We start from the raw sequence: 14,299 nt of genomic DNA on the forward strand, positions 1-14,299 counted from the left end.
ATGCAAAAACGATTCTATCCTGATTTACGTGAATCAGGACACCGGTCTCACATGGGAGAGGGATCCCCTGGGAGCAGCTAATGGCAATATCAAGTACATCTACATGAGCGAACTCGATGGATCCCCCCCGATGGAATGCCTGGCAACAGTATACTCTGGTTTAACCCTGTTCTGGAACAGCGGAGATATGTGGGAATCGCAGATACTGAGTACACTGATAAAAAGTGTCAACATTGCGCTGCCGGATGTGGATCTGGACGGTGATCCGGATGTATTTTCGGGGGATCAGGAAATTGGCTTCTGGCTTGAAAACCCTGGAGTAATGGGTGAACTGTGGCCATTCCACGATTCAGAATGCGTGATTTCGACTTATGCCGTCAACGCGGATATAAGCGATGATAATAAAGATGATGTTTTCCTTGGACACTCTTACAATTCTTCAGCAGGTAGCAGATGGATCGATTTCTATGAATACCTGCCTGAAGGTCAGATTACTTCCAGTATTCTGGACGTTGGATATGTTCCACAATGGAACTGGTTCACCTGGGATGCAGCATTACCCGCTGGAACATCCCTCGGATTCATGGTTCGGGCATCCGGCAATCCCGATTTTCTTGGACTATGGTCCGCAATTTTCTACGCGCCTTTCAATCTCGAGGATATGCTTCCCGACAGCGCGAATTTCTTCCAGTACCGGCTCGTTATGGAAACAGATGATTCGAGGATCACGCCGATACTCCACCAGGTTGCAGCCGAATGGACACCTCTCGGGCTTGCGGAAGAGGAACCCCGCGGTTTTGCTCTTTCTTCACCAAACCCGACCTGCTGCGGGGGAAAGCTGACTTTCTCCGTCCCGGAAGCAGCCTCTGTGCGTATTGAAGCCTTTGATGTTTCAGGCAGACTCATCTTTATACTCACCGAAGAAATCTTCCAGCCCGGCCAGTATGATGTTTCCTTTCCCGATCTTCCCCCCGGCATCTATATAATCCGAATGATATCAGGTGAATTTGTTGCTTCAGAAATGCTGACAGTTTTCCGATAAATACCGGGAAGGTGGTAAAATTCGCGGGTTAGCGGGCTCTATAATCAGGAAGACACCTGTCTGATAATACCTGCCGGTGTGCTTTCCGTTCCCTGACCCAGCGGGTTGTCTCTGAGAATTTCTATAAGAAGTTCCTTGTTCAGATCAGGCGGGTAGACACCGAGGATATTTCCACCCAGATCGTTGATGTCGACCACAGCAGCTTTACAGCTGAAACGCTTTGCTATGATCTCCGAGACTCCGTTCGGATTATCTGGTGCAAGACTGACTGCTCTGTTGAATGGCGGAATTGTTCCGTTGGTGGGTCCGTCAATTGATCTGGCTTTCGAACCTGCAATCCGATAGAAGCCGCCTTTTCTGCCAAAGAGCTTGCCCAGAGCGCCTATGAATGCTGAAAACAGTATTCGAAGGGTACCGCATTCCCTAAGGGCGCACTCCATGGTCTCCGGCATTCCCAGGCCGATTCCATGTGGTGTTTTTGTTACGAATCTGCTCAGTAATACAGCAAGGCGCCTCGGATGGAGTGAACCATCATCCAGCAGATAGTACCTTCCCTGGCTTGCCCCGACTGCTTTTTCACTTATGAACAGTATATCGTCGGGAAAAAGGGTTACATCCGATTCTTTCAGGCCGTCTCCAATTGCGCCCAGTAGATCATCATCTTTAAGTATCAACTTTGTTTTCACGGGGATACGCTGCCAGGAGCAACCACCCGCATCAATAACTATCTGCTTCATATTTTACCTGACCCTTCCCGGCGAGTATGCTTCAGCGTAAAGCTGCAGACAAGAGGAGGAAAGAAAATGAATCTTGCGGGAGCACTAAGCTCGGATGTAAAGGAGTATTTAAGTACGAGGACAACGGTGATGGTTCCGGTTGGATCACTGGAACAGCATGGCTCTGCCGCACCGCTGGCCTGCGACACGATTATTCCGGTAAGACTCTGCGCGGCGGCAGGGCATGAGACGGGAACAGCCTTTACTCCAGCTGTTACATTTGGCGCATCGGATTGTCACATGGCGTTTCCGGGAACTGTAACTCTCCGATCAAGCACACTCGCCGCGATAACAAGGGATATCTCTGTATCTCTTTATGCTCACGGTTTCCGGAAGATCCTTTTTGTAAGCGGGCACGGCGGGAATAGAAATGCTGTTATAGAGGGCTTAAGAGAAGCTTCGGGCAGCTGCTCCGATGCTGATATGAGATACCTTCCATACTGGGAGCTTCCTGGAGCTGTGGAGAAACAGAAATTGCTGTTCTGCCCCGATCCGGGATTCCATGTGACTGTTACAGAAGTTTCAATGGTCTGGCATCTTATGGGAAAGCAAATGCCTAAGTTCAGGAAAATGAAGTATCCTCCTGAACCCCCTTCCGGTTCTGTCATATCACCGAATAAGTGGAAAGAACTCTATCCTGACGGGGGTGCCGGTTCTGATCTGAGTTTCGTTTCGGAGAAGAAAGGGGAAATATTCTTTGATTTCCTCGTGAACAGACTCTGTCATTATCTTAACTCTCTGGAGAAACATGCCAGGTAATAGTGCTGTTGTATTTCGCGATGTGCTTGTGAAATACGGAACGGTTACCGCTCTTGATGGTCTCGACCTTGAGATCCCTGAAAAAGGCGTATTCGCTCTCCTTGGAAGAAATGGTGCGGGAAAGACCACTGCGATCAGGGCGATAACAGGACTCGTATGGCTGTCAGCAGGAATTCTGAACATTTTTGGAGAGAATCCGTGGAAGAGAGGTTTTCCAAGAAACAGGATCTCTGTTCTGTTTGCGGAAGACGGCCTTGGGCCCTCGCTGACCGTTTATGAAAACCTGAACATCTGGGCAGGGTTTCATGGGTTTGGAAAAGAGGAAGCCGGAATTCTCGTATGTGAGATTCTCCGGAAACTGGGAATTGAAGATCTGAAACAAACTAAGGTGAATGACCTCTCCACCGGCAACAGAAGAATTGTCGCAGTTGCGCGAACTTTTATGCTGTCCTCCGATATGGTCATTCTTGATGAGCCTACATCCTCTCTTGATCCTGTCAGAGCTTCCGAAGTGAGGGAAGCTATTAAAACTCTTTCGAAGAGCAGGCTTGTTCTCCTTTCTACTCACAATCTTTCAGAAGCGGAGGAGCTGAGCGATACTGTTGCTATAATTGATTCAGGGAAACTGATTCTGTCCGGTAGACCGGGTGAGCTGGACAGTACTTCCAGCGGCAGGTACTCGGTTACTACAGAAGCCGGATCCCTACTATTCAGAGGGGAATCATATTCACCGGGAGAGAGCGGTTTCGTAACTATCAGGTGTGATGATCCCCCGGCTGATATTCTGTCCGAGCTTATTGAATCAGGCAACAGGGTGATTAAGTTTAAACCGTTCAGAAAAAACCTGTCCAGCATTTTCATGGAACTCACAGGGAATAATTCACGATGAAGGCTGTCATTCAGAGGGAATGGATCAGATTTTACAGAGCTATGGGAAAGATGGGACTTTTCAGATTCATAGCCATCTATGGAGTCGTGTTCGGGTTCATCCTGCCAGGATCATTTGACAATCCAACCGCTGCTTTTGCAGTTTTTGCCTTAATACCTCTTTATGTCGCCGGTCCGATTGCGGTTGACGCTATTACGGGAGAGCGGGAGAGAAACACTCTTGAAACGCTGCTTACAGCACCCCTTTCACCAATGGAATTTCTTGGCGGCAAAACGCTGTTTTCCATAATGATTGCTGCAGGTACTTCATGGACGGTTCTGCTTCTGTTCACTGTTTGGTCAATAGTACGGATCAGGCCAATACCATCCCTGATGGTATTCTGTGCTGTTCTTGCCGGAGGTCTTGTGTCCTCAGTGATCGGAACGCTTACGGGACTCCATGTTTCAATGAAGGCAAAAACAGTCAGGAGCGGACAGCAATGGTTCGCTGTGGTTCTCATGCTGATAGCATTCGGTATTCCGCTGAGCATCAAATTCCTTATTCCCTATATCCCGCAATCACTGATGAGAAGAATCGCTCTGATGTTCGAGGGCGGATGGTTTTCGTACGGAATCCTGTTGATAGCTGTTTTTGCTGTTCTTGTCTGCACCGTTTTATGGCTGACCCTTCAGAGACGTGTTAAAGGACTCTGGAGACTCAATCCTGAAAGGTGATACGATTTGATTGAAAATGTGATGGTTCAGGTTACAACTGCGGTTAAATCAAGGGAATACGCAGAGGAGATTGCCAGGAGGGTAGTTGAAGAAAAACTAGCCGCATGTGTTCAGGTATCCGGACCGGTTACGAGTTTATATACCTGGAAGGGTGAGATCTGTATGGAGGAGGAATGGCTCTGTGTGATGAAAACCCTTCGATCCCGTTCGAGGGAACTCATGGAATTCGTAAGAAGAAATCACCCTTACGAGACACCCGAAATCATCGTATTGCCTGTAATTGACGCTTTTCAGGATTACCTGGACTGGATAACAGAAGTAACTTAATTACTGATACGTGTTGCATGACAGGATACTGTACGCTATAATAGTACACATGTCTTACAAATTAGTACATATGACCTATATTCGAGAACGTTATGCTTGAACCGCTCCTTGGGTCCGGTATACGTGAAAAGGTTCTGCTCTTCATTTATGCACGGGGAGAAGGCTACGCCCGTGAGATTGCAGGATTCTTCAAAACAGGTCTTGATCCCGTTCAGAAACAGTTGAAGAGACTTGAAGCAGGCGGAATACTCCTGAGCTGCTTTAAGGGAAGAACTCTTCTTTACAGATTCAATCCGCAGTATCAGTTCATCGATGAACTGAAATCATTGCTTAGGAAAGCTCTTAAATATTGTCCTTCAGACATTCGTGATAATCTGACCGATGTGAGCGAGTGGGGTAGAAAAAGCACCCCCGGAAAACGGGACAGATATACAGTACATGGATACAGAAGAAGTGAATAAACTGGATTTCCTTCAATACTTGATTATACTAGTATGATAATATCGCGGAGGTGCTTTGTGAAAAGATTCATATTTGTGCTGATGATAACAGTGTCTTTACTGATTATCTGCTTTTCCACAGCTTTCATCACCAGGGAGTTCTCTAAGGTAATTACCTTCTCGAGCATGGGGGACATGTGGAGTCTTATCAGACTTCGCGAAGATTCTCCACTTGCCAGATTCGCAGAAGTAGACACAAATGATTTCAAGAGCCCTCCGTATCCCGAGCGTGGTGATATACTCGTAAATGTCGATGGATTGCCTTCCACACTGGAGAACTATTTCAAAGTATTCAATGTGGATACACCGGCCGGTGAAGAGATGGTAATCACGTATCTCCACGACAATGAAATTTTCACGACTACAGTGATAACCAGATCCATACCTGTTATCCTGAAACTTCAGATCTGGGTATTGGTTATTTTAAGAACAATGATAGTGGCCGGTCTGATACTGGTCGGACTGTGGGGATTTCTGAGGAAACCACATTCCTCTCCCGTTCGCACACTGACTCTATTCTGCTTTACTCTTGCACTGACAATGGCTATTACCAATCCCGCAATTGCGGATGTTTATGCGTCATTTAAGATACCACAATTTATTCTATTCCTGTTCATGGCGTTTACATATTTTACACCTGCGTTCTGGCTGAAACTCAACATGTTGTTTCCCGCTCGGAAGAGCTACTACATCAAACGTCGCCTCTTTTTCAATCTTATACTCTTCATTCCGGGAGCTGTATTCGGAGCAGTTCTGGTAATTACTTCGCAATTTATGTCCCTTGCAGTAAACATATACCAGACACTTTTCCTTGCGCTCGGTTACGTTCTTCTGATCAGCAACTATAGAAAAGCGGAGAATTTCGTCGAGAAACGACAAACCAGACTGGTTTTATGGGGTTCCGCTCCTGGAATCATATTTGCGATACTCTTCAGCTGGCTTATGCAATACTACGGGCATCTGTTTATAAGATTGACCTTCGTTACCAGTTTGCTAATAGGCAATATTCTCTTTTTACTTATGCTGCTGATACCAATTTCCCTTGCTTATGCATTCGGCAGATATAAACTGCTTTCGGTAGAGGCAAAGTTTAAACGCGGAACACGTTTCATAGCAGTTAACTTATTCCTGTTAGTCATTTTCATAGGTTTTCTGTACTTATTCGGAGAACTGATACTCAAACATATTGGCATTAACAGCCAGACCCCGACTCTGATCCTTGGTATCGGGTTGGCATTCCTGTTCATGCCTACACAGAGGAAGATCAGAGCTAGGCTTGAAAAGCATTTCTATCCTGAACGCGTCAGACTCCGAACTCTTCTTAAAGATTTCCTTTCATCAAACATCGTCCGGACAGATAGAGATGAATTCTGGAAGGAGCTGGAAGAGAAGCTGATCGACGGCTTATCAGCCGAGAGAGTCTATCCGGTCCTCAGAGTAGGAGATAAAGGCTGTTTCTCAGTCGAACTTGCTGAACCCGCGCCCTTCGACATCAGGGATGAGATTGTCCAGAAGCTTGAGAACGGGGATAACCCGATCCTTATCGATGAACTTATAGCGAGCGGGAAAATAGTTCTTTCGTCGGAGCAGGAGGAATGGTTCCTTCAGCGGAAAAGCGCGATTCTCCTCCCTTTGATAACGAAGTCCGGGCTGGTCGGCTTTCTGGTTATCAGCTGCAAGACTACAGGAGAGGATTTCACCGCTGAGGAACTTGAACTACTTGAAAACCTTTGCGCGCAGACAGCTCTGGTAGCTGAGAACCTGGAACTGCTTGGTGAGAAGCTCGAGAAAGAGAAACTCCAGGAGCAGATGAGAGTTGCCAGGGACATACAGAAAGGTCTTCTACCGGGCAGGATTCCCGATCTGCCGGAACTTGAGGTGGAAGCTCTTATACGATTCTGCCTGGATGTTGCAGGGGATTACTATGATATCATCCCGCTCGATGACGATAGAACAGTACTTTCTATCGGGGATGTAGCAGGCAAGGGAATAGGAGCTGCTCTTCTCATGGCGAACCTGCAGGCTTCACTCAGAACCACGCAGGCCATGGGTGCATCCCTTGCTGAATCGGCTGAGAAGATTAACAGGCTTGTATTCGAGAACACTCCATCAGACATGTTCATTACGTTTTTTCTGGTTCTTGTCGATTCGAAAAAAGGTATCCTGAAGTATGTGAACGCAGGTCATAATCCCCCCTTCCTTATCACTCAGAAGGATGAAGTAAAACTGCTGTCGAAAGGTGGAATCATTTTCGGAGTTCTGGAAGATGCCTTGTATACTGAGGGTGAAATAGAATTCAATCCGGAAGACATACTCCTTTTGTATACAGACGGAGTCTGCGAGGCAATGAACCTTTCCGAAGAAGAGTACGGCGAGAAACGGCTTGCGAAACTTGTAATCGGCAACCGGAATCTGCCGCTTGCGGAATTACTTCAGCTGATTGAAGACGAAGTAGCATTATTTCATGGATCGGAAATTTACGAAGACGATTTCACACTGTTGGCCGCTCGATTGAAACATCGATGATTCAATTCCGACAGAATTGCTGTCAGATTTAGGAGGATATCAGAATGAACTGGGCCGTGATTGAGATGAGCATAAAGTGCCCGCATTGTGATTCCCCTGTTCACATTGATGGTCCATACAGGAAAATCCTCTGTCGAAGCTGCCAGTCAGAGATCGATTTCCCGGAAGATGTCTGGAAGGATCTGTTGGAGGACGTGCAGGGTGAAGTTGTGAATGAGTTTGAAGAAGGAGAGGGATCCAGCAGCACGATCTTCGGTCATTTCAACATGAGTATGATGTACGCGAGATTGAAGGCGTACTGCAGAAGCTGCAAAAGAGATTTTGATATGGAAACTGAATATACCGGACAGGATACGCTTGTCTGTCCGGACTGCGGGGCCAGGACCCCGATATTTCCAGCTCCGGAATGGTTCAAGGGAGCTATGAGCAAAGCGAAACTGATCGTAGGAGCGTTGCCTGATATTGAAGATGTCAGTGAACCTGAAGGGCTGTCAGGTCCGGTAGCATTCAGCTGTCCTCAATGCGGCGGATCTCTGATGATTGATGGAAAAGAAAGAATTGTCATATGTGAGTACTGTGAAACCAATGTTTATCTGCCTGATGATCTCTGGCTCAGGCTCCATCCGGCGAAGAAGAAGAACCGCTGGTTCGTTGGCCTGGAGTAGAATAAGGTTATCTGTCCAAGAGATTTTCGGACATGATCGAGGAGTACTATGAAACAACCAGTTGCTCTGCTCAGGTGGCATCTTTGCCGAAAAGATGTATTCAGAGAAGGATATCATGAGAAACCGGAAGAAATACAAGTAACTGTCAGCAGAGGTTCCGATTTCTGCCTGAAATTCTGGCGATCCCGAATGAACGATCCTTTGATCATTGTGAGGGATGTATTCAGCTGGTGGGATGAATCCGCAGATGAAATTCAATCATGGGTCAGAGCGGACCTGTTTATTGAAGCGCTAACTCAGAGGAACCTGCTTCTGAAGCAGGACGATTTTACATCGATGAAAACACCGAGAGTTCTCGCGGAAGACATGGTCTTCCTTCAGTTCATGTTCCATCAGAAACAGTTCGACAGGATCTGGAGTAAAGCTTTCAAAGGAAGAGAGGAACTGGAGAAAGTTATAATGATTCCATCCTCCCGATGGCTGAATTTTACACAACAGGCAAGGGAAGCATCCTCTACTATGTACGGGATATTGCTGAAGGCAAGCACGGTGGGGGTAGAAGATGATCAGGAATAAGTATCTCAGATTTCACTTTCTCAACGTCGGTCATGGCGATGCAACAATAGTAGAGTTCCCTGATTACGGTTCACCCGCAATAGCAAGATTCGGTCTTATCGATTTTGGTCCACGCAAAGGTCCGGAACTTGTACTGGATTATTTGAGAGAATTGATCAGGATCAGAACAGATCAGGATTCAGATATGTATCGCATCGAATTCGCCTGCGTTACCCATCCGCACGAAGATCACTACGGCGCATTGAAAAAATTCCTTGACGAGTACGCGGACTCTATGGATTCATCTAAGAACAGGCTTGATTCCTTCTGGGACTGCGGGTTCCGAACTACATCCTCAAGGTACAACAATACCCTGAAGAAGCTCATCCTGAACCATAATGTCTCCTTCATACGATTGGCAGCCGGGGCTGAGTTGGATTTTGGCAAGGTTCATGTAACCGTACTTGCTCCTTCGATTGATCTTAGAAACCGCTTTGATACATTTGGAGTAGACAAGAATAACGCTTCGGTGGTGTTGAAATTCAAACTGCTGAATTCATATGCGATACTCGCCGGTGATGCTGAATATGAATCCTGGGGGAAGATCACAGAGGAGTTCCCCCGAACTCACAGAATCAAATTCGTACCTGATGCTCTGGGATTGGCTGAGCGTAACGATACTTCTGATCAACTGAAGTGTGACCTTCTTCGATCTTCTCATCACGGCAGCATGCATGGTACTGATCTGCGTTACATCGAGCGTATTAATCCCAACAGGATAATCGTTTCCGCCGGGAGCAGGCAGTGGTACGAAGAGAACGAGCCGCGATGGACAGGCCTTTTTCCTCATCCTGTTACAAGGACAATCGTTGATTGCCTGCATAAGGATGTTGAGCAGATGGTCACCGGGGAAGAAGGACACATTCTTGTTTCCTATTCCGGTGGCTGGACTCCGTCCAGTGTTGAGACAATACTGGAAAATCCGGGGAATCAGGCTTTCGACACACGCCTTAAAAGTATCATAAGCAATTAGACTCGGATTCATCTGTTATCAGAGGTTGAAACATCATGGATATGGAATTAACGCAATGTCTCGTATCAGCAGGTGTATAACCCTCTCCCGTGAATACATGCCCGAGATGCGCCCCACAGGCCTTACATAGAATCTCTGTCCTGATTCCATCCTGATCAGGTCTCCGTTCAACCGCTCCTTCTATTTCATCATCGAACGAAGGCCATCCGCAATGTGATTGGAACTTACTATCAGACGTGTAAAGCTCTGCGCCGCATCTTCTGCACAGGTAGGTACCCTTCTGAGAATGATCAACGTATTCTCCGGTAAAAGGAGCTTCAGTTCCTCCATCAAGGATAACACGTTCTTCTTCGGGGGTGAGTTCTCTGTATTTCATTTCTTCCTCGCTTCCTGATGGACAGGTATTATTCAACGCAATCAACCCGGAGAAGATAATCAGAGTTCCGATAATAGTGTTTATCGTATTGCCTCAAATACTTTATTCATTCAGTAACCGGATTATTGCTTCTCTATTTCCTTATATCATTATTACCGATCGGATTCATGAAAAGAGATGCTCTTTCAGAAAAGGATCTGAATAACAATATTTACAGAGACAGAATAGGAATAACGGATTGTACAACAGCAGGAGATGAGATTATGGCTATGACAGGGCGAATTGTACTGGTTATTACTACAGTACTGTTAACTGCGGGAACATCCTTTGCTCAATGGAATTTCGAGACAGTAGACAACTCCGTGAATGTTGGATGGTATTCCTCTATTGCGATTGACTCGGATAATTATCCGCATATTGCCTATCTGGATGCCTACAACAATGCTTTGAAGTACGCATGCTGGACGGGGACCGAATGGTTCATCGAGACTGTTGATACTGGTGTCGGCCCCGACGAACTGGACAAAAGCATTTCTATCGCATTGGATTTGCTTGGAAACCCCCATATAGCCTACTCTACATCGCACGGTAACCCTGGCGATACAATAAGATATGCCTATTGGGACGGCGCTGCGTGGCAGAAAACCGATATAGTTGATTCGGGTTATGGGCTCATATGGCCATCACTTGCGCTTGATTCTCAGGATCGGCCTCATATTTCATGGTGTAATGAAACAGGAGGATCTCTGGAATACGCAAGGTGGGATGGTTCAATCTGGCAGGTAACTACGGTGGAAGCAGGCTCCTGCACGGGCTATTGCAACTCTCTTGACCTCGACTCTTCCGATTATCCCCACATATCGTACATCAGTGCAGCTGAATACCTCAAGTATGCCCGCTGGAATGGTGCTGACTGGGAAAAGGTTACGCTGGATACGGTCGGGTATTACGGTTTCGAAGGCATTAACACCTCTATTTCCGTTGATGAGTCGGATCATCCGCATATTGCCTACACATATTGGATAACCGACGATTTGAAGTACGCATACTACAACGGTTCGGACTGGCAGATAACAACCGTTGACAATAACGGTATTACAGGAAAAGAACCCTCTATAGCAGTGGATTCAGAGGAGTATCCTCACATCTCATATCGGAGTACAGCGCTCAAGTATGCCTGCTGGACCGGTTCCGCCTGGGATATTCTTGTTCTTGACGAAAGCAGTAACGCAGGAGTACAGAATTCCATCGCGCTCGGAACCGATGACAACCCTCACATTTCATATGCACAGGGAATCAGTGCCGTTCTTAAATATGCATGGTATGATTCGGCTCAGGGAATGGAAAACCCCTCCCGGCCTGCGCAGGGCAGCCTTACTATGTTGTGTTCATCGCCGGTCCGGGATTTCCTGACCGTCACCTATACTGTTCCTATTTCTGGTTCGGTTGACCTGACGATATACGATATCATCGGACGCCGCACAGCAAAGCTGTGTAGCGGTAATCAATCTGCCGGTCTTCATAATATTGTCTGGAATTGCGATGGCATGCCCAACGGGGTTTATATGTGTCTCCTCACATCGGATGGAGATATGCTTGCCCGAAGGTTTGTAATCAACAGATAAAGGCTATTGGGGTCAAATCTTTCCTCTTGCCATTTTGCTTTCCTCTTCTTACGAAAGTATCAAGAGTAAAGATTTGACCCCTTTTCTCCTTTTCTCTTTTTTCGTAGATGAGGAGTCCAAATGACAATGCTGAATCAATCAATGGGAATAGCACTACCAGGATGGTCAATGCCGGTTCTCTTGAGCCTTTCCCTGGCGAGCACAGAGCTTGCTGCTCAGGACTTCACCAGGATCACCACCGGACCCATCGTCAACGACGACCGCTATTCCGAGGGGTCCTCCTGGGGGGACATCAACAACGACACATACCTGGATCTCTTCATTCCCCATGCTTTCGACGACCGATCCAATCTGCTTTTCATCAATAACGGTGACGGGACCTTCGATCAGGTTACGGGGGGACCGGTTATCACCGACATCAGCACCTCCTCCGGGTGCAGCTTCGGCGACTTCGACAACGACGGCCATCTTGATCTCTTCGTCCCGAACTGGAATGGAATCAGCAGTCATCTGTACATGAATCAGGGAGGTGGCGATTTCATCAAGATTACCTCAGGGCATATAGTCAATGACGGCGGCTGGTCATTCAATTCTAGCATAGTCGACTACGATAACGACGGCAATCTGGATATCTATGTCGATAACGGCGCCTTCACTACCTTCGTTGAAGACAATTTTCTATACCGGGGTAATGGCGACGGCACGTTCACGAAGATAACCGAAGGAGACATAGTCAACGATAATGAGCACTGCCTGAGTTCCAGCTGGTGCGACTATGACAACGATGGCGATCAGGATTTATTCACTGCCAACAGCGATCCCTTCAACGGAATTCCGATCGATAATTTCCTGTACCGGAACAATGGCGATGGAACCTTTACCAGGCTCACCGAGGGAGTGATCGTGAACGACAACCGCATCTCCATCGGAGGAAGCTGGGGAGACTACGACAATGACGGGGACTTCGACCTCTTCGTCGCCAACTGGTACGGAGAAGACAATCACCTCTACCAGAACCTCGGTGATGGCACTTTCGCTCTTATAACGAACGGAGAAATCGTCAACGACGGAGGGAGTTCAGTCAGCGGAGCCTGGGGCGATTATGACAACGACGGAGACCTTGACCTGTACGTCACCAATGACTGGAATGAGAACAACTTCCTCTACCGAAACGACGGCAGCGGTACATTCACACGGATTCTGGAGGGTGACATCGTAAATGACGGAGGCCGGTCGAACGGGGCTACCTGGATTGATTATGACAACGATGGCTGGATCGACATGTTTGTTCCTAACGGCCAGAACCCCGATCAGAGCAATTTCCTCTACCGAAACAACGGTATATCTGAAAACCACTGGATAAATATCCGCTGTGTCGGGAGCCCCTCCAACACTTCTGCAATCGGCGCCAGGGTGATAGCCCGAGCGGTTCTTGGAACACAGGTTGTGTGGCAGGTACGTGAGGTCAGTGGTCATCAGGGATTCAATGCGCAGGAGAGCTTTAATGTTGAGTTCGGCCTCGGGGATGCGACTGTGATCGATTCACTGGTATTCCAGTGGCCTTCAGGGGCTGTTGAAGCCTATACCGATGTTGACGCGGACCTGTTTTATACAGCAAGCGAAGGCATAGGGCTCAGCATCGTCCAGTTCTCCATCGAAGAGGAGCCGGGCACTCAACAGTCGCTTGAGCTTTGCTTGGTACAGAATCACCCCAATCCCTTCGGTCCTTCGACGACGATTCCATTCAGCATTCCCGGGGAAACAGGTTCGAGGGACAATGTGCGACTGACCATCCACGATATCAGTGGCCGGCGAGTGCGGCTCCTCGTGGATGAAGCCCTCGAATCCGGAAGCCACAGGGCCGTCTGGGATGGGAAGAATGACAGAGGCAGGCAGGTTCCATCCGGAGTCTATATCTACTCCCTCATGAGCCGTGACCAGGTCTCCTGCGGAAGGATGATCCTACTCTAGGGTCAAACCTTTACTTTTGACCTTTTACTATCATTATATATTGTATTGATACTTTAAAACCATATACAATATCATTTTTTAATATCAAGAAAATGTCAAGAGTGGAATTTTACCACTTTTCGATCTTTTCGAGGGTTGATAATTTGCAATTGAATTGCATGATTTGAAACAAAGGAGCAAACTGAGGCCGAGAAATATATAAAGCGTTCCCTTGAGTCGGTGGTACTAAAAGCCGTATCGGAGTTTCCTGCTGTTGTGGTTACCGGGCCCAGGCAGTCAGGCAAAACAACAATACTGAAACATCTTTTCAAAGAAACTTACAGGTACATCTCACTCGAGCTTCCTGACATCAGGTCATCAGCCCTGGAAGATCCGAGGTCATTCCTCAGCCTCTATAAACCTCCGGTTATCATGGATGAATTCTTTTTATTATCTGCTTAACATGCTCTATAAGTGGTAATCTCCCGCTGCTTCAGGGGGTAGTGCGCCATGATGCGGTACTTCCAGTGAAAATCTGCGTGAAAACATGTTTGACTGCGGTT

Annotated in this window: 15 protein-coding genes; 13 read left to right on the top strand and 2 right to left on the bottom strand. The window is 47.2% G+C overall.

The features are described 5' to 3' along the window. The coding region (locus K8R76_01020) for a T9SS type A sorting domain-containing protein (GenBank protein ID MCD4846753.1) at positions 1-1,042 on the top strand (1,042 nt) is incomplete at its 5' end. A 44-nt stretch (positions 1,043-1,086) separates the two neighbouring features. Here the strand turns inward: K8R76_01020 and K8R76_01025 are convergent. After that, positions 1,087-1,779, bottom strand: a complete 693-nt coding sequence (locus K8R76_01025; GenBank protein ID MCD4846754.1) for a coenzyme F420-0:L-glutamate ligase — start codon at positions 1,777-1,779, stop codon at positions 1,087-1,089. Positions 1,780-1,845: 66 nt separating this feature from the next. Here K8R76_01025 and K8R76_01030 point away from each other — a divergent pair, with 66 nt between their 5' ends. The 9 genes from K8R76_01030 to K8R76_01070 all read left to right on the top strand — a co-directional run bounded on the left by K8R76_01030 (position 1,846) and on the right by K8R76_01070 (position 9,785). Continuing rightward, positions 1,846-2,577, top strand: a complete 732-nt coding sequence (locus K8R76_01030) for a creatininase family protein (GenBank protein ID MCD4846755.1) — start codon at positions 1,846-1,848, stop codon at positions 2,575-2,577. Further along, positions 2,567-3,466 (top strand): ABC transporter ATP-binding protein, encoded by a 900-nt coding sequence (locus K8R76_01035; protein MCD4846756.1) that lies wholly within the window; start codon positions 2,567-2,569, stop codon positions 3,464-3,466. The genes K8R76_01030 and K8R76_01035 overlap by 11 nt, the downstream gene beginning before the upstream one ends. Further along, positions 3,463-4,179 carry an ABC transporter permease subunit gene (locus tag K8R76_01040; GenBank protein MCD4846757.1) on the top strand — a complete coding sequence of 239 codons (717 nt, stop codon included), beginning with the start codon at positions 3,463-3,465 and terminating at the stop codon, positions 4,177-4,179. Before K8R76_01035 ends, K8R76_01040 begins: the two co-directional genes overlap by 4 nt. A 21-nt stretch (positions 4,180-4,200) precedes the next feature. Further along, on the top strand, positions 4,201-4,506 hold the full coding sequence (locus K8R76_01045; GenBank protein MCD4846758.1) for a divalent-cation tolerance protein CutA: 306 nt from the start codon (positions 4,201-4,203) through the stop codon (positions 4,504-4,506). A 92-nt stretch (positions 4,507-4,598) separates the two neighbouring features. After that, a complete protein-coding gene (locus K8R76_01050; GenBank protein ID MCD4846759.1) occupies positions 4,599-4,967 on the top strand; it encodes a winged helix-turn-helix domain-containing protein in 369 nt (122 codons plus the stop codon). 57 nt (positions 4,968-5,024) lie between these two features. Further along, positions 5,025-7,532: a SpoIIE family protein phosphatase gene (locus K8R76_01055; GenBank protein MCD4846760.1), complete on the top strand. Its 2,508-nt coding sequence runs from the start codon at positions 5,025-5,027 to the stop codon at positions 7,530-7,532. Positions 7,533-7,576: 44 nt separating this feature from the next. Then, positions 7,577-8,197 carry a hypothetical protein gene (locus K8R76_01060; GenBank protein ID MCD4846761.1) on the top strand — a complete coding sequence of 207 codons (621 nt, stop codon included), beginning with the start codon at positions 7,577-7,579 and terminating at the stop codon, positions 8,195-8,197. 48 nt (positions 8,198-8,245) lie between these two features. Further along, positions 8,246-8,773 carry a hypothetical protein gene (locus tag K8R76_01065; GenBank protein MCD4846762.1) on the top strand — a complete coding sequence of 176 codons (528 nt, stop codon included), beginning with the start codon at positions 8,246-8,248 and terminating at the stop codon, positions 8,771-8,773. Beyond that, positions 8,760-9,785: a hypothetical protein gene (locus tag K8R76_01070; GenBank protein ID MCD4846763.1), complete on the top strand. Its 1,026-nt coding sequence runs from the start codon at positions 8,760-8,762 to the stop codon at positions 9,783-9,785. The genes K8R76_01065 and K8R76_01070 overlap by 14 nt, the downstream gene beginning before the upstream one ends. Here K8R76_01070 and K8R76_01075 read toward each other — a convergent pair. After that, positions 9,772-10,161, bottom strand: coding sequence for a methionine-R-sulfoxide reductase (locus K8R76_01075; GenBank protein MCD4846764.1), 390 nt, complete (start codon positions 10,159-10,161; stop codon positions 9,772-9,774). The two genes, K8R76_01070 and K8R76_01075, sit on opposite strands and share 14 nt — an antisense overlap. 167 nt (positions 10,162-10,328) lie before the next feature. On the opposite strand from K8R76_01075, the gene K8R76_01080 reads away from it, so the two are divergent. From K8R76_01080 to K8R76_01090, 3 genes are all read left to right on the top strand, one after another. Beyond that, positions 10,329-11,786: a T9SS type A sorting domain-containing protein gene (locus K8R76_01080; GenBank protein ID MCD4846765.1), complete on the top strand. Its 1,458-nt coding sequence runs from the start codon at positions 10,329-10,331 to the stop codon at positions 11,784-11,786. Between the two features lie 120 nt (positions 11,787-11,906). After that, entirely contained in the window at positions 11,907-13,757 is a 1,851-nt protein-coding gene (locus K8R76_01085; protein ID MCD4846766.1) for an FG-GAP-like repeat-containing protein, read from the top strand. A 198-nt stretch (positions 13,758-13,955) separates the two neighbouring features. Further along, positions 13,956-14,198 (top strand): AAA family ATPase, encoded by a 243-nt coding sequence (locus K8R76_01090; GenBank protein MCD4846767.1) that lies wholly within the window; start codon positions 13,956-13,958, stop codon positions 14,196-14,198. Positions 14,199-14,299: the final 101 nt, after the last annotated feature.

The organism is Candidatus Aegiribacteria sp., from assembly GCA_021108435.1.
Classification (GTDB): Bacteria; Fermentibacterota; Fermentibacteria; order Fermentibacterales; family JCC-6; genus Aegiribacteria.